A 15,886-nucleotide genomic window follows, 5' to 3' on the forward strand; every position below is an offset into this window, starting at 1 on the left:
TGGGAGCCACGGTGCCGGAACTCGACCAGCGGGTCATCACCGGACTTCTGACCACACGGCTGGCCCATACCAAGGGTCGACGGCTGGTGCTGGTCCACGGCAAATACGTGGCAGGCGGGCCACAGGAGTTCACCGTGCCGGTCGGCGAAGGTGAACGCCGCAAGGTCCGGGTCGTGCACTCCACTTCGGTGCTCGGCATCACCGACGCCTGGCAGGCTCATCTGGGTACCGAGCGTTCAGACCTGCTGGTGGTCACCACCGATATGTCCGGTGAGCGGATCAGTCTCGACCTGGTGGGAGAGATGGTGCGCTCGCAGATCATCGCCGTCGACGAGGCCGAGATCGTCAAGCAGCTCTTCGGCGCCGCCGACCTCGACCCTCGTATGCGGCGCGACCCATGGCTCTGGTTGCCAAGCGCACTGATCACCGCCGAGCCGGACGGCGGCTGGCCCCAGCGTGGGGCCGTGCTCACCCTGGACGCGGCGATGCGCGCCCTCGTCGGGGTGCGGCTCGGGCTCGAGGGCGTCTTCGAGGGCGAGGCATCGGTGGATGTCGACGCGCTGCTGGCCTGGTCCCGCGCTCCCGGCAGCCCACAGCGTTTCGCGGCGTTGCCGGAAGTCGAACAGCAGGGCATCGCCGACTGGCTGACACAGAACGCGGGCGAGGCTGCCCCAGTGCTCCTGCGACTCGCGCTCAGTGGCCGCGGCACCGAGGCGACCGCGCTGGGTGTGCTGGCCTCGGTCATGAACGGGGACGCCGCTTCGGCCGATGAGGCCGTCGCTCTGGGCTCAGTCTTTGGCATGGGTTCACGCCCGACCGAACTGCGCGCCTACGCAAGGGCGGTAGAGGGCACGCTCACCCGATGGATCGGTGAGGCGACGGGGCGGGGAGCGCAGAGCGAGGAGGCACGGCAGCGGGTTCTCGACGTACTGCGCCAGGCCGATCAACTGGCCAAGGAGGCCCATCTCTCTGCTGCACTCGCCGACAATCCGTTTCTCCCCTCAGGGTTCCAGGCACGACTGCGTCGGCTGTCCGAGGCGCTGGCCCAGGAGCCCCAAGCAGCTCAGACCGCCTGGGAGCACGTACAAGAGCATCACCTTGCCTCTGTTCTCTATGCGAAGCGGGTCGAGCTGGCGCGCATGGCCGTACGGCTGAAGCACTGGCTGGACGCGCCGGAACCGGTGGTGTCCTCGGTGGACCAGGCTGTGCACACTCATGTCGCCGACTGGGGATGGGTGGACCGGGCCCTGACACAGCTGTGGGTGGGAGACGCCGACGCCGAACCTGTGCTGGTTGATGCGTACCGCACTGTGCACGACGCGGCGTGGCGGCGACGGGCGACGCTCGACGAAGCCTTCGCGGCTGAGCTCGGGCCGTGGGCGCAGCACGCCAGTACGGCGCAGCCCGGTGGGACGCTGCTCATCGAGGACGTGCTGGAGAAGATCGCCGTGAAGCTGGCGGCGAAGCGACCTCCCCTGGTCCTCGTACTGAACGGGATGAGCGGCGCGGTCGCGGCGCAGCTGGGCGAAGAGTTGACCGGTGCGGGCCGGTGGAGCGAACTGTCCGGCGACGGGCGGCGGGCGGCTGCGGTCGCCATGATCCCTTCGGTGACTGCCGTCAGCCGGGCCACCTTGCTGTGCGGACGCCCGGTATCGGGCGGGCAGAGTGCGGAGAAGGAGGGATTCGTCGATTTCTGGAAGCAGCGCAGGCGTGCGGCCGCTCTCTTCCACCAGAGCGAGATCGTCGGTCCTGCAGGACAGTTGCTTGACCAGCGGCTGGTCGAGGCCATCGCCTCGGATGCCGTGGTCGGTGTCGTGCTGAACACCATCGACGACACCCTCGACCACGGGCAGCAGAGCTCGCTGGCCGACTGGTCGGTGAACCGAGTGAAGCACCTCACCGAACTGCTCAACTCCGCGCGGGGGCAAGGACGTCCAGTGGTACTGGTATCTGATCACGGACACCTACTGGACCGGACGAGGTCCGACGCAGGACCAGTGACCGCCGAGGGGGTGGAATCGGCCCGCTGGCGTACAGGGAAGGCTTCCGGTGAGGGAGAGATCGCACTGGCAGGCCCCCGCGTGCTGGAAAACGACGGTCGGGTCATTGCCCCCTGGTCGGAGCAGATCCGCTACACCCCACGTAAGGCGGGCTACCACGGCGGCGCCGCACTCGCCGAGATGGCGGTGCCGGTACTGGTCCTGACTCCGTCGATCGACCTCGCACCTGACGGATGGGCCGAGCTACCGCGAGAGTCAGTCCAGCCGCCATGGTGGGAAGGGCAAGTCGCCCCGGCACCGCCGAAGACCCAATCCACCACGAAGCCCGCACGAAAGGCACCACCCGCCAAGCCGAAGGCCCGGCCACAGGAGGGTGAGCTCTTCGCCGACGACGCGGTCGAAACGCCGTCGACCCGGCCCGCATCCATCGATCCGCCGACCCCGGTCACGCTCGGCCGTCAGGTCGTGGACACCAAGCTCTACGAGCATCAGGGGAAGTTCGTGCGCAGGGTCCCCGACCGCAAGGTGGTGGCCGCTGTGATCGACGCACTCGACGCATCGGGCGGCACGCTCTCACTCGCAGCAGTCGCTGGGGCCGCCGTCGCTTCGGGGGGCCGCACCAACACCCGCCCGGAAGGCTTCGTCACTGTGCTGACCCGGCTGCTGAACATCGAGGGCTACGAAGTCATCAGCCTGATCGACTCCCGGACCCGGGTCCGGCTCAACCGCGACACACTGCGCGAGCAGTTCGAACTGCCCAGGGAGCACACGTGAGCGGCGCATCCGTCAGCGCGGCCCGCCGCCGCGAGGTCATCGACGCGCTGCGGCGCGGAACCGTGCCACAGTCGGGTCTCGACCTCTTCTCTGTAGGGCTGGACCGTTTCGCGCCCGCGCTGGACGAGCGGATCGCCACGATCGCGACGGGCAGTGCGGCCTTCCATGCCATTCGCGGCGAGTACGGGTCCGGCAAGACCTTCTTCGCCCGTTGGCTCGCCGAACGGGCGAAGCGGGCGGGGCTCGCCACCGCCGAGATTCAGATCTCGGAGACAGAGACACCACTGCACAAGCTGGAAACCGTCTATCGACGGCTCACCGAGCGGCTGACCACAGCGACCGAGCCTGCCAGCGCCCTGCGCTCGGTGATCGATGGTTGGTTCTACACCCTGGAAGAGGAGGTGACCGAGGCGCAACCCGAACTCGCCGCAGAAAGTGAGGCGTTGGAGTCTGCCGTCGAAGCGCTGCTGGAGGAGCGGCTCCGTGGCGTCGCCCAGACCACTCCCGCCTTCTCCGCCGCCCTGCGCGGCTATCGCAAAGCCACGCTGGACGGGGACGCGGCCACCGCCGAAGCCATCATCGCCTGGCTGGGCGGCCAGAAGTCGGTCGCCGCCTCCGCGCGCCGTACTGCGGGGGTGCGCGGAGATCTCGACCACTTCGCGGCGCTGGGCTTCCTTCAGGGGCTGCTCACCGTCCTGAAGGACTGCGGGTATCCCGGACTCCTGCTGGTCCTCGATGAGATCGAGACCTTGCAACGGGTGCGGGGAGACGTGCGCGAGAAGGGGCTCAACGCCCTACGACAGCTCCTCGATGAAATCGACGCGGGCCGCTTCCCCGGGCTCTTTCTGGTCATCACCGGCACACCTGCCTTCTATGACGGTCAGCAGGGGGTTCAACGCCTCCCTCCGCTGGCTCAGCGGCTGGCAACCGACTTCTCCACCGATCCCCGCTTCGACTCACCGCGGGCAGTCCAGCTGCGGCTCACCGGTTTCGATCTCCAGCGGCTGGGCGAACTGGGCCGTGCCGTACGTGACTTGTATGCGGGATCGGCCCGGAACCCTGAGCGTATCGCTGCCTTTGTCGACGATACGTACGTGGCGGAGTTGGCCACTGCCATGACGGGAAGGCTCGGCGGAAGGGCCGGCATCGCACCGAGACTCTTCCTGCGCAAACTCGTCGCAGACGTATTGGACCGGGTGGACGAGTTCGACGACTTCGACCCGCGCAAGCACTACGCGCTGACCGTCAGCAGCGACGAGCTGAGCGAAGTCGAGCGCAACGCCGCTGCGGACAGCGCCGACGAGATCGAGCTGGAGCTGCCATGACCGGTGCACCCGAACCGCTGGACCGGCTGCACCCCGGGGTCGTACACCACATCGTCAACACCCTGGGGTGGCCTGGTCTTCGTCCGCTCCAAGAAGAGGCAATCGAACCGCTGCTGGACGGTGCGGATGCAGTACTGCTCGCACCGACGGCGGGCGGCAAGACCGAAGCGGCGTCCTTCCCTCTGCTGTCCAGGATGGCTGCGGAGAATTGGACAGGGACCTCGATCCTCTACGTATGCCCGCTCAAGGCGCTGCTCAACAACCTCCTGCCCCGTCTGGAGACTTACACCTCATGGCTGGGCCGGACCGCGGCGCTGTGGCACGGGGATGTCTCGCAGCCACGACGCAAGGGGATCCTGCGGGATCGGCCGGACATCCTGCTGACTACGCCAGAATCGCTGGAGGCGATGCTGGTCAGCGCCAATGTCGACCATCGGGCCTTCTTCTCCGGGCTGCGAACCATCGTCGTCGATGAGGTGCATGCCTTCGCCGGTGACGACCGGGGCTGGCATCTGCTGGCCGTGCTCGAGCGGCTCGAACGAGTCGTCGGTCGGTCAGTACAGCGGGTCGGGCTCTCCGCGACGGTGGGCAATCCCGAACAGCTGCTTACCTGGCTGCAGGGCTCGGGGCACGACAAACGCGCGGCTGACGTTGTTGCCCCTCATCTGCGCGAGGAGAATCCAGTCCTGCCGCCCCCCGGCGACATCCAGCTCGACTATGTGGGGTCCCTGGAGAATGCGGCGACGGTGATCACTTCCCTGCATCGCGGGGAGAAGCGGCTGGTGTTCTGCGAATCGCGTCGGCAGGTCGAGATGCTCGGCGAGAGCCTGCGAGCCAAGGGGGTGACCACATTCCTCTCGCACGCCTCTCTCTCCGTTGATGAGCGAAGGCGGGCGGAAGAGGCATTCGCCGATGCCCGAGACTGTGTGATCGTCTCCACGAGCACACTGGAACTCGGCATCGACGTGGGCGACTTGGATCGCGTCATCCAGATTGACGCACCCAGCACTGTGGCCTCCTTCCTCCAGCGGCTCGGTCGTACCGGCCGGCGCTCGGGTTCCACTCGCAATTGCCTTTTCCTTGCCACCAACGAGGAAGGTCTGCTCGGCGCAGCAGCCCTGCTTCTGCTGTGGTCACGTGGCTGGGTCGAGCCGGTAGTGGCCCCACCGGAGCCCCGGCACATCGTCGCCCAGCAGGTGCTGGCTCTCTGCCTGCAGGAACACCGGGTCGGAGACCAGCTCTGGCAGGAGTGGTGGGGAGGGCTCGGCCCCTTCGGTCCCTCCGCCGAACCCATCGTGCGCCATCTGATCGACGAGGGGTTCCTGGAGCGGGACGGCGGAATGCTGTTCATCGGCCCTGAGGCCGAACGCCGCTTCGGTTACCGGCACTTCATGGATCTCACCGCGGTCTTCACTGCTGCACCGGAGTTCACTGTGCTGGCCGGCCGCAACGAGATCGGTAGCACCAACCCGGCACTGCTGACGGAGGAAGTCGCCGGACCCAGGCGGCTGCTCCTCGCCGGACGGAGCTGGCAGGTGACGTACATCGACTGGTCCCGGCGGCGGTGCTTCGTCGAGCCGGTCGAGGGTGGCGGCAAGGCGCGGTGGGGCGGGGTCGGTTCCGGCCGTTCCGCCTCGTACGAGCTGACCCGCTCCGCCCGGGAGGTCCTGCTCGGCACCGATCCGCCCGTCGCCTTGACCCGCCGCGCTGAAGCCGCCCTCGCTCAGGCTCGCGACAGCGGTGCGGAATCGGTGCACCCTGCCGGGACAGTTGTTATCCGCGGTGGTCGGGACACGAACGTGCGCTGGTGGACTTGGGCCGGCTATCGGGCCAACGTCACCCTGGCTGCCACGCTCTCGGACAGCGCCGACCCTCTCCAGCGCCCAACAGACACGTACATCCGACTCCGCGAAGACTTGACTCTGGACGAGTGGAATCGAGCCAAGGCCGCGGCAATAGATCAGCTCTGCCTCCCCGCCGTCGACACTCGCGCTATCCATGGGCTCAAGTTCAGCGCCGCGCTCCCTCAGCGGCTTGCAGAGGCCACACTCGCCGCGCGTCTCGCGGATCTCGATGGCGCATCGGCTGCACTCGAGGAAGCCTCAAAGTTCGTGGCTGTGGGCGACTGAGCGACCCCGAAGGGCAGCACCGGGGAGTGGAGCATCCTTCAAGCCGCGGTCGGCGTGGGACGTGGCAGCTCCCCTGGCTCAACCGGCCGCACTACACCCTGTGCGAGATCGGGGCGCGATCGCGCCCCTGAATCTGGACCTGCGCGACGGTCCCCGCCTGCACGAATACAACGCCGGAAGGCGGCTGACCTCGAACGTCGTGCTCGAACACGGCACCGAAGCCAGCGCCTTCGGTGCGTTCAACTACCGGCTTGGCATGACGTTGGCCGAGTGGGCCTGCCGCTCACTGGTGGGCCTCGGCGACACACGGCACATCGAGAACACCTGGCCCATGGGCATCCGGGACCCGGCAGCCGGAACGAAGCTAGCGAAGGGGCAGAAGAATCCTCGGTCCGCATTGTGGGGCAGGCACCATTCCGGGGCCGCCACTGGCTGGTCGAGGCCCTATCAACCTGCGCCGAGCTCTTCCAAGCCGACCGGCAGATCGCGGATCGGAAGCCGGGGCGACGCACGGAGGACCACACCACCGACGACAAGAAGGACGAACTGGAAGAGGCTGTCGACGGCCGGTCGCGAATACCGCGAGCGTCAGGAAAAAGTCAGGCCCATCGTCCAGCGCCTGCTCCGCGAGGGTCTTCACGACCTCCCGCGACCGGTCCTGGGCGCACCGCTTGACGGACACCCCGCGTTTCACCCTCACTCCGGTGGCCCTCGAAGCCACCACACCCGAGACCTACCTGGCGGTGGACGCCGACGGTCTGTTCCCACCTTGGCCAACGCCGAGGACCACGCATTACTGAGGAAGGGCGCACGTGAGCGCACACCATGCAGGCACACGCTGCATGGGCCGCCGCCGCTGGGAACGCCCTGGGACTTCTCTGGGACTTCCAGCTGCATCAACAGGCACGTGCGTGAAACAGCCGAAAGGCCGTTCATGCTGGTCAGCGCCCCTCGACTGCCCTTCGCCGCAGGTCACGGGCCTCGCTGATCTCTTCCGGGACATCTGACGCCCCCGCAGGCCAGGAGCCGCTTTGCCCCCCTGGGCCGTCTCCGGGCCGTCGTCGGTATCTCCGCGCGTGCGGAAGACACCGTCGACGGCCCTCCGAGCCCGGTCCTGACTGTTGGGCATCGGGCGGGTGCAGGTGCGCAAGGTGAAGCCGGGATCACTGTGCCCCGGGTACTCGGCGAGAGCCTTGACGTTCTCGCCCGCGTCCAGAAGCACGGACACGTAGAAATGACTCCGGCGACATCCACGGCAACGTCGCTTGTAGTGGCGGTCGTCGCTGGGTGGCGTGCTCGGAATGCGGCCGCGACGGTCGGCCGGCCCGAGCAGGTCGGACCAGGAGATCGCCCATGTGCGCAGCGGGGCCCGCACCGTTCGCGGATCGCGCCGCGCGAGCCCTGCATCCTCACCCGACGCGTCTGCCGCCGTCGGCCGCGGGTGCCGCCCGAGGCGCTGATGGAGGGGCCCACTGCCGCCGTCGGCTTCCCGCGACTGATGCGTGCGGTACCGGGGGAGGGTTGTCACCGCCCGCCGCTACGGTGGCCCGCATGACCGATACGAAGTACTGGACTTCTGCCCCGGACCGGATAGTTCGCGGCTCGATGGGCCTGTGTCATCTCACCGTGGCTGAGCCGCCGTTCAACATCGATGCCCGCAGCCTCCCGGCCAACGACTCCGATCAGGCCCGCCTGTTCGTCGAGTCGTTCGACAGCATCGAGGAAGTCCTGGCGGATCTCGGGCCGCGCTCCGTGCAGACGCCGCTGCCCTCGTCGGTGCGTTCCGATCTCGACATCGTTCATGCCACCGTGTGGGGCGGCATGCGGGCCGTCTCCACCCCTGTCTTCGCCGACGACGGCAACGGAAACCCGCTGTTGGCCGAATCCGAACGGATGCGGGAGCGCTTCCCCGCAGCGCGGATCGTGGGCCACGTCACCTACTACGGCGGAATGGAGCACACCGAAACCGTCGTGATGCTCCCCGACGGCGCCATGTTCCACGCCTCCGGCTGGCCCAGCGACGAACCGTTCGTCGTCCTGGGCGACCCCGACGCCGTCATCGCCTCCCTCGGCCTGAGCAGTTGGAAGCTCACCGCCGCCGATATCGACATGGGCCAGCCTCTCCACGAGATCGAATGGGCCTCCCTGGCCGGCCTGGCACTGGGGCACTCCGACCCCTGGGGATGGGAGGAGATGCAGACCACCGCCTTCCGCGTGCAACACAGCGAGCTGTCCGTCTGCTCGCTGGAGGGCCTGTACTTCGTCTGAGGCGCAAGGCAGCGGCGGCCGTTGCACCCGGAGGGAGCGAGGATCGGAATATCGGCACTCCATTAACTCCTCGTTACCTGCGTGAGTACCGCGACGAGTGGGGAGCGGGGGAATCGCCGAGCGCCGTGACCCATGCGCCACAGCAATGTGGAAAGCCACCGCACCCCCGTACGCCTCGCTGGAACGCGGGTCGTGAGGGGGTGCGGTGGCACATGTGGTGTTCTCTGCGGCCTTGCGGCTGAGTTGGGGTGCTATCAGGGGGCCGGGCCGGTCGGCGGCCGGCGCCCCGCTAGCCCGCTGAGCGGCCGAAGAACTCCAGCTCGGCGATGGCTACTTGCTTCTTGTCCGCGGTGCCGTACGCGGTGTGCAGCACCAGTCGTACGGTCATCGCGTTCCGTACGGACACATCGATCTTCTGTGCCCCGCCGTCGTTGATCCTCTGGTGCGAGATGTACTGCTTGCCCGCGGAGTCCGTCACGATCAGGTCGAACTCCTGCGGGCGGGCCGGGTCGGTGGCCTGGGGGGTGCGGGCGGAGGCGCCGGGCGTGATGACGATGTTCAGCAGGTCGGTGGGCTGGCCGAATCCGGCCTCCAGGTACTGGCCGTCGGAGGCGCCCGAATAGCCCGTTCCCCACCAGGTGTTGGAGTAGCCGTCGAAGGCGAGCTTCGGGGCGTTCTTGGGCCCGGAGTGCGAGGCCTTCCACTTGGCGGTGGGCACCGGGACGCGCTTGGCGAAGTGGTCCTGGACGGCCCGCGCGGCCGGCGGGCCCCCGATGATGCCGCCGACCACGACGACGGCGATCACGGCCGCCACCACGGCACGGGTGATCCACCGAGTGCGGTCGCGGTGCAGTCGCGGGCGCTCTCCGGCATACGGGCCTTCGGCTTCCGGGCGGGCGGTGTGGGTGAGGGGGGAGGCACAGCTGCGGCAGAAGTGGCGACGTGGCGCGTTGGGCGTGCCACAGCTGGGGCAGGGAGTTCCGTTTTCGGGCTCGGGGGCCGCCTGCGGGGTACGGACCCGGGGCCGGGCCGCGTCGGGCCGGCCGGGCAGCACTCCGCCGGGTGCCTCCGGGGGCGGCGTGGGCGAGGCGTCCGGCACGGGGACCAGGAGGGCGCGGATGCCGGTCTCGGAGACGTTCCCGCCGGCGGCCGGACGAGGAGTGGGGGCGTTCTGGCCGTGCGGATGCTCCGGGCCGTTCGGGGCGGGTCGGGACGGGTCCGCCCCTCCGCCGTGGGCGGCGGCGGCCGGGAGCGGGGTGGTCGGGTTCTCGCCGCTGCCCTGACGCGGGGCGGCGGGCCCGTTGGTGGCGCCCCCGGCAGCGGGAGCGGTGGGGCTCGTCCCGGGCGCGGCGGCGGCCGGACCGCCCGGGCGGGCGTGAGTGCCGTCCGGCCCGTTCGCCGCGTGGTGGGTGGGCGCCGCGTCCGGCGGGGACGCGGGCCGCGGAGGCCCGGGTGACGGCACCGGCGGGGCGGCGGCAGGCGGCGAGGACGTCGAGGCGGCAGGCCGGTCCCAGCGCAGAAAGGCCCCGCAGGAGTCGCAGAACGACTGCCCCGTCGGGGGTGCTGGAGCGCCGCAGTCCGGGCAGGTGGGGTGATCGGTGGCCATGGGTCAGGTTCCTTCAGAGGTCGCTTCAGGGCTGGGTTCAGGCGTCGCTTCAGGGGCGAGTGGTGCGGTCACCTCGACCGTGAAGGGGAGGTGCGCCGGACGGGCCGCCGCGACGACGGCGTGCAGACGGTGCGGGTCGGTGGATGCGGGGTCGTGGACCCGCAGGGTCACCCGCAGGCCGGGGTGCGGGGATCCGGGGAACGGGCCGAGGGGGCGGGTGGACCGGGTCGCGCCGCCGCTCTCGGTGATCTCCGGGCGTACGCCGAAGGCCAGATGGACCGCCTCGGACAGGCCTCGCCGGGTGCCGCGGACGCGGTGCAGAGCGACGGCCGTGGCCACCGCGCGGCGGCGGGTGGCCGGCGGTTCCGTACCGTCGAGTTCGGTGCCGACCCAGGTGGTCAGCCAGTCGACGAAGTCCTCCGGCGCGAGGGCGGGCGTGAAGTAGCTCTCCAGGCAGTCCAGCACGTTGAAGAGCGGGGCGAGGACGACGTCGAGGCCCTCCACGAAGCGCTGGGTGAAGTCGTCGTCGGCGTAAACGGCGGGGAGCGCCGCGCCCAGGGGGTGCGGGGAGACCATCCCCACGGGGGTGCCCCTCATCGTGCCTCGATCACGCGGACGCGGTGGTCGAACGGGAACAGCAGCGCGGACGGGGCGAGTTCGATGCGGTCGGTGGCCTCGCCGCGGCGGCCGGTGAGCGGGTCGGCGGGGTGCAGCAGGACCTCGTCGACGAGTTCCACGCCGGGTACGCGCTGCAGGGCCGCGAAGATCTCACCGGAGCGCAGCGGGCGGCCGAACGGCCAGCCGTCCCCGTGCGCGCCGCCGGTCAGCGGGTCGAGGTAGGCGTAGAGCGCGTCCAGGGCCTCGGCCCGTACCCGCTCGGCCCGCGCCGCCCGGAAGGAGTGCAGCGTCGCGACGACCGTGACGCCCTGATAGAAGGGCGGACCGACCGCGAGGCGGGTACCCAGGGGGCGGCGCTCGTCCAGGAACCGGGTGATCCGGCCCAGGAGTTCGTCGCCGGGCACCAACTGCTCGAAGCGCAGGCGCCCGCCGCGGTCGGGGACGGCCTGGGGGACGACCAGGACACGGACGGCGTTCTCACCGGTGCGGGCCGCCGCGCCGGCCTGGCCCGTCCCGCCGGTGCCGGCGCCGGGCGCGGGCTCGGCGGGATCGACCGCGAGGCAGGAGATACGCGACACCTCAGGCGCCGCGCGTCGCGCCAGCTCCTCGTAGTCGCGGGCGGTCACGGCCCGTTCCTGAGCGCGCAGCGCGATCGGCGCACGCACCTTCGCCTCCTGCACCGTCTCGCCGTCGACCCCGCCGCGCGCCGCCTCCCTGTTCTCCACCCGCGCCACATACGGGATGGAGCTGCGCAGCACCTGGATCGCGCCGCGCGCCACATTTCCGGAGCGCCCGCCGCCGGTGCGGTAGTGCGCGGCCCGGATGACCGCACCCTTGGGTGGTACGGCCCCGAACTGCCGTATCTCACCGTCCGGTTGGCGCACCGACGGGCCGAAGGCGATTTCACCGGTGGCGGCGTTGAGCGTGAGGTGCCGGTCGTACGGGCCCGAGGCGGCGAAGTCGGCAACGACCTCCCACTCCTGCCAGCCGTCGCCGTCGGAGACCTCCAGCAGCAGCGGCGGACGGTCCGCGACGACGGGTGCCTGCGCCAGGCGCAGCCGCTGGGCGGGCACGCCCGAGGACTCGCCGAGCGGCTCGTCCCGCACCACCTCGGCGTGCGCGACCGTGGTCGTGCCGCCGATGGTGAACGCGGATGCGGACCGTACCGTCGGTGAGGCGCTGTAGAACGGCTGGCCGGGTGCGGCCTCGACGACCCGGCAGCGCAGCCAGGCTGCGTCGATCCGGCCGACGCGCGAGACGAGGTGCCCGGTGGGGACGTGCAGCACGACCTCGCCGGGCCGGTTGAGGCCACCGGTGGAGTCCTCCTCAGTGTCGCACTCCACCCATCCGTCGGCCGTCCATGCCTCCCAGCGCAGCGGCGGCTGACGCGGGTCGACGCCGACCCCGTCCACCCGGCTGTCCAGCCGCAGTACGGCCGCGCACCGCGGCACCGCCGCCGACAGCCCGAACAGCAGGGTGTCGCCCGGCTGCGGGGCGGCCGCGAAGACGGCCACGTCGCGACCGCCGAAGACGTCCTGACTGCGGTCCTCGGGGGCGGTCCCGGCCTCCTGCCGCAGCACGGCGGTCAGTTCGCAGGGCACGACCGTCAGGTCCTCCTCGGTGGCGAAGGACACCGCCTCCTCGGTCTCGGTACGGCCGGTGGCCACCTCCGTCCCGGCGGGCAGCACGACGGGCTCGGGCTGCGGGGCGGAGAGCCAGAAGGTGACATCGGCACGGGCGGCGGAGGGCGGGAAGAGGGTGACGCCGAGCAGGTCGAGGAAGGCCAGATGGTTCTTTTCCGGCACCCGGTTGAGGCGGTAGACGATCTGGTCGGCCATGTGCGCGACGGCCTCGATGAGGGTCACGCCCGGGTCCGAGACGTTGTGGTCGGTCCACTCGGGGCAGCGCTGCTGGATATAGCGCTTGGCGTCGTCGACGAACTGCTGGAAGCGGCGGTCGTCGAGGTGGGGTGCGGGCAGGGCCATCAGGCTTCGCTTTCGGTGGACGGTGATTCCGTGGAGGGGATCACGTAGAAGGGGAAGACGAGGCTGCGCGGGTTGTTGGTGCCGCGCACGCTGTAGCGCACGTCGATGAACAGCACGGACGGGTCGTCGGGCGCCGGGCTCACCTCGACGTCCTGGACCTCGATGCGCGGCTCCCAGCGGTCGAGCGAGGACCGCACCTCGTAACGGATGCGGCCGGCCGTCGCCTCGTTGACCGGCGCGAAGACCATGTCGTGCACGGCGCAGCCGAACTCCGGGCGCATCGGCCGCTCGCCGGGCGCGGTGGCGAGCACCAGCCTGATCGACTCCTCGATCTCGCGTTCGCGGCGGGCCAGCGCGATGCCGCCGCCCGCGTCCGTACGCAGCGGAAAGGTCCAGCCCGCGCCGACGAACTGTTCACTCATGTCCGGTGACCCCCTTGAGGTGCATGTCTGTCCACTTCCTCAAGCCCCCTAGAACGGAATGCCGTTGCGCAGGACGGCCGGTGCGTTAAGCGTGACCGTGGCCGGCGAGTTGATGGCCGCGGCGGCGCCCGCGTTGACGGCTACCGCGCCGACCGCGCTGACGGAGACCGCGCCGACCGAGTTGACGGCCACCGCGCCGGCCGACTTGAGGCTGATGGCGCCGGTCGCGTTGATGTCCGCGACGGCGCCCGCCATGACGCCGAACTTCGCGCCCGCCTTGATGTCGACCGCCCCGCCGGCGCTCATCGTCAGCGAGCCGCCCGCGGTCAGCGACAGGTTGCCGCCCGCCTTGATGCTCACGTTCCGGGTCCCGGTGATGGAGACGGAGCCGTCGCTGCGGATGGTGACCTGGGTGCGCGTCTCGTCCATGTGGACGGTGAGCTTGCCGTTGCCCGTTTGCAGCCTGATGCCGCTCTTCATCCGGGACTTGGCGTCGACGAGCTCGACGGTGTGGCCGCTGCGCGAGGCGATGGAGCGCCAGTTGATCCGGCCGCTGGTCGGGTCCACCGCGGGCAGACCGTCCGGCTCCGGGGTCGGCTTGTCGATGCCGTTGTAGAGCCCGGCGAGTACGTAGGGATGCTCCAGCGAGCCCCGGTCGAAGGCGCACAGCACCTCGTCGCCGACCTCCGGCAGGATCAGTCCGCCGCCCCGTACGCCGCCCAGCTGCGCGACCCGGCACCAGTCGCTCTCGTAGGTGTCCGAGAGCCAGGGGAAGCGCAGCCTGACCCGGCCCAGCTTCAGCGGGTCCTTGGCGTTGCTGACCAGCGCCATGGCGACGCCCGGCATGGGCGGCGCCGCGCCCACGCCGCCGGACGCGAGCCCGTACAGCGACCGGAACTGCCGGCCCGAGACGGTCAGCCAGGTGGTGAACTGCCGTCCGGACTCGAAGACATGGCGTACGCCGGTCGCGGTGTACTTCCCCTCGAAGGGGAAGCCGGCGCCCTTGAGCGCGACCGGCCGGCCCGGCGTCAGCTGCGGATTCCCGGTGACCGCCACCTCCAGCTCCGCGAAGGAGCCCGCCACGTCGTCGGCGAGGGCGCGGGCGGCATGGGTGACCTGGGCCTGGGTGGTGAACGGGGTGTCGGTGGCGGTCAGTTCGGAGGCGCCGAAGGGCTTGCTGAGCGCGCCGGGCGCGATGTCGGCGACGATGTCCTTGCTTGTCGTGGCCGGGGACTCGGCGGACAGGGCGCGCTTGGCGCGCATGTTCCAGCCGCGCGCACCCGCCTTGGCGACCTGCCCGGCGGCGGTGACGGCGATCCGGCTGTGCAGCGCGTTGTGGCCGAACTCCAGGACGTACGGGCTCTGTGCGGCCGGCGTGGTGTCCGCGGGCGCGGAGGAAGCCGGGGCGAGCCTGCCGAACCGCAGCTTGCCCTGCGGGTCGAAGGAGAGGTGGACGTCGTTCTCCTGGGCGAGGCGGAGCAGGAAGTCCCAGTCGGTGATATTGGGCTGGGTGGCCAGCTCGTAGACGGTGCGGGTGGCCTCCACCGTGCCGAGGGTGAGCCTGTTGAGGCCGGCGAGGCGGCGCACGATGTCGCTCGCGGTCATATTGGGGTAGCCCGCGACCCGGCGGTTGCGCAGCAGCCGGTGCCCCGGGTCGTAGCCCCGGACGACCAGGGACTTGCCGCTCGCGTCCGCGTCCACTTCGAGAGCGGTGATCTCGCCGGTCAGCATGGGCGTACCGCGCTGCCCGTCGGTGAACGGTGACAGCACCGCCTTGGCACCGATCTTCATCTGCGGGAAGGTCTGGAGGATGTCCGAGCCGCGGTCGGCGAAGGTGAGCTGAAAAGCGGAAGGGACGTTGACGCTGGCGTCCACCCAGCCCTCGGTGAGGAGGGCGGCCAGCCGGTCGGGCAGCACCGCGCCGCCGATCTCCACATGCAGGACGCTGGTGTACGTCTTCTCGCTCATCGGTTGGCCTCCTGGATGGTGGGATGACCGGAGGGGCTCTGCGCGGAGGGGCCTTCGGGACGGCCCTCGGGCGGGCCTTCGTCGGCGGCGGGCAGCAACAGCTCGGTGCCCGGCCGCAGCCGCATCGGATCGTCGATCTCGTTCGCCTCCGCGATCAGCCGCCAGCGGGTCGCGTCCCCGTACTCCCGCCAGGCCAGCGAGGCGAGCGAGTCACCCGCGACCGTGCGGTGGATGCGGCGGGCGGAGAGCGCGCCGGAGGTGGGGTTCTGCCCCTTGGTGGGCATCGCCACCTCGGTGAGGGACAGGGCGCAGAGGGCGCGGATCGGCTCCCCGGTGGGGTTGAAGAGGGTGTACGTGGCGCTGACGCTCGTCACGTACGCGACGAACTGAACGGTGTTGAACGCCCCCCAGGAGAAGCGGACCCAAGGCGGCGAAGGGCGCTTGGAGTTGACGCTCTGGGGTGTCACCTCGCAGCAGGAGAGCAGGAGTTCCACCTGCTTTTGCACCTTCCCGGCGTTCGGGGTGCCGGAGGCGTCCAGGAACACCTCCAGCTGGAGCGTGGCGGGCCGGGCACCGGTGAACTTCGGCGGCGCGCCGCGCGTATAGGCGACCGCGGCCTGGGTGTGCCACTCCGCCTCCCGCCCGAGCTGCAACTGGGTCGGATTGAACTGGAACTCCACCTCACCGATGCGGCCGCCGATGGAGCCGCCGAGGTCGGTGGGGGGCTGATGGATCGCGAGCGCGGCCCGTACGAGGCTCGCGCCCGCCTTCCCGCCCGTCGGCGCGGCCAC

10 protein-coding genes are annotated in these 15,886 nt (G+C 70.3%); 4 read left to right on the forward strand and 6 right to left on the reverse strand.

All coding sequences use genetic code 11. The annotated features are described in order from the left end of the window. Positions 1-11 precede the first annotated feature (11 nt). From pglZ to ACIRPT_RS34035, 4 genes are all read left to right on the forward strand, one after another. On the forward strand, positions 12-2,774 hold the full coding sequence (pglZ, locus tag ACIRPT_RS34020) for a BREX-2 system phosphatase PglZ (RefSeq protein WP_403834322.1): 2,763 nt from the start codon (positions 12-14) through the stop codon (positions 2,772-2,774). Further along, positions 2,771-4,099 (forward strand): BREX system ATP-binding protein BrxD, encoded by a 1,329-nt coding sequence (gene brxD, locus ACIRPT_RS34025; protein WP_403834324.1) that lies wholly within the window; start codon positions 2,771-2,773, stop codon positions 4,097-4,099. The genes pglZ and brxD overlap by 4 nt, the downstream gene beginning before the upstream one ends. Then, positions 4,096-6,228, forward strand: coding sequence for a DEAD/DEAH box helicase (locus ACIRPT_RS34030; protein ID WP_403834327.1), 2,133 nt, complete (start codon positions 4,096-4,098; stop codon positions 6,226-6,228). The genes brxD and ACIRPT_RS34030 overlap by 4 nt, the downstream gene beginning before the upstream one ends. Before the next feature lie 1,551 nt (positions 6,229-7,779). Beyond that, a complete protein-coding gene (locus ACIRPT_RS34035) occupies positions 7,780-8,496 on the forward strand; it encodes a DUF6333 family protein (protein WP_403834329.1) in 717 nt (238 codons plus the stop codon). Between the two features lie 289 nt (positions 8,497-8,785). Here ACIRPT_RS34035 and ACIRPT_RS34040 read toward each other — a convergent pair whose 3' ends face one another. From ACIRPT_RS34040 to ACIRPT_RS34065, 6 genes are read right to left on the reverse strand one after another with little or no spacing between them, the layout of a single operon-like run. Continuing rightward, entirely contained in the window at positions 8,786-10,102 is a 1,317-nt protein-coding gene (locus tag ACIRPT_RS34040; protein WP_403834331.1) for an NADase-type glycan-binding domain-containing protein, read from the reverse strand. A gap of 3 nt (positions 10,103-10,105) precedes the next feature. Then, a complete protein-coding gene (locus ACIRPT_RS34045) occupies positions 10,106-10,699 on the reverse strand; it encodes a phage tail protein (RefSeq protein ID WP_403834333.1) in 594 nt (197 codons plus the stop codon). Further along, positions 10,696-12,705, reverse strand: coding sequence for a putative baseplate assembly protein (locus ACIRPT_RS34050; protein ID WP_403834336.1), 2,010 nt, complete (start codon positions 12,703-12,705; stop codon positions 10,696-10,698). The genes ACIRPT_RS34045 and ACIRPT_RS34050 overlap by 4 nt, the downstream gene beginning before the upstream one ends. Then, positions 12,705-13,127 carry a GPW/gp25 family protein gene (locus ACIRPT_RS34055; protein WP_403513864.1) on the reverse strand — a complete coding sequence of 141 codons (423 nt, stop codon included), beginning with the start codon at positions 13,125-13,127 and terminating at the stop codon, positions 12,705-12,707. Before ACIRPT_RS34055 ends, ACIRPT_RS34050 begins: the two co-directional genes overlap by 1 nt. A 48-nt stretch (positions 13,128-13,175) precedes the next feature. Then, a complete protein-coding gene (locus ACIRPT_RS34060) occupies positions 13,176-15,095 on the reverse strand; it encodes a VgrG-related protein (protein WP_403834339.1) in 1,920 nt (639 codons plus the stop codon). After that, positions 15,092-15,886, reverse strand: a complete 795-nt coding sequence (locus ACIRPT_RS34065) for a LysM peptidoglycan-binding domain-containing protein (RefSeq protein ID WP_403834342.1) — start codon at positions 15,884-15,886, stop codon at positions 15,092-15,094. The genes ACIRPT_RS34060 and ACIRPT_RS34065 overlap by 4 nt, the downstream gene beginning before the upstream one ends.

The sequence above is a fragment of the Streptomyces sp. NPDC101227 genome (genome assembly GCF_044767545.1).
Taxonomy (GTDB): Bacteria; Actinomycetota; Actinomycetes; order Streptomycetales; family Streptomycetaceae; genus Streptomyces.

What these genes read in the sequence shown, in the direction of transcription:
- ACIRPT_RS34030 (WP_403834327.1), top strand. Translation starts at nt 4,096, where the DNA reads ATGACCGGTGCACCCGAACCGCTGGACCGGCTGCACCCCGGGGTCGTA.
- ACIRPT_RS34035 (WP_403834329.1), top strand. Translation starts at nt 7,780, where the DNA reads ATGACCGATACGAAGTACTGGACTTCTGCCCCGGACCGGATAGTTCGC.
- ACIRPT_RS34040 (WP_403834331.1), bottom strand. Translation starts at nt 10,102, where the DNA reads ATGGCCACCGATCACCCCACCTGCCCGGACTGCGGCGCTCCAGCACCC.
- ACIRPT_RS34045 (WP_403834333.1), bottom strand. Translation starts at nt 10,699, where the DNA reads ATGAGGGGCACCCCCGTGGGGATGGTCTCCCCGCACCCCCTGGGCGCG.
- ACIRPT_RS34050 (WP_403834336.1), bottom strand. Translation starts at nt 12,705, where the DNA reads ATGGCCCTGCCCGCACCCCACCTCGACGACCGCCGCTTCCAGCAGTTC.
- ACIRPT_RS34055 (WP_403513864.1), bottom strand. Translation starts at nt 13,127, where the DNA reads ATGAGTGAACAGTTCGTCGGCGCGGGCTGGACCTTTCCGCTGCGTACG.
- ACIRPT_RS34060 (WP_403834339.1), bottom strand. Translation starts at nt 15,095, where the DNA reads ATGAGCGAGAAGACGTACACCAGCGTCCTGCATGTGGAGATCGGCGGC.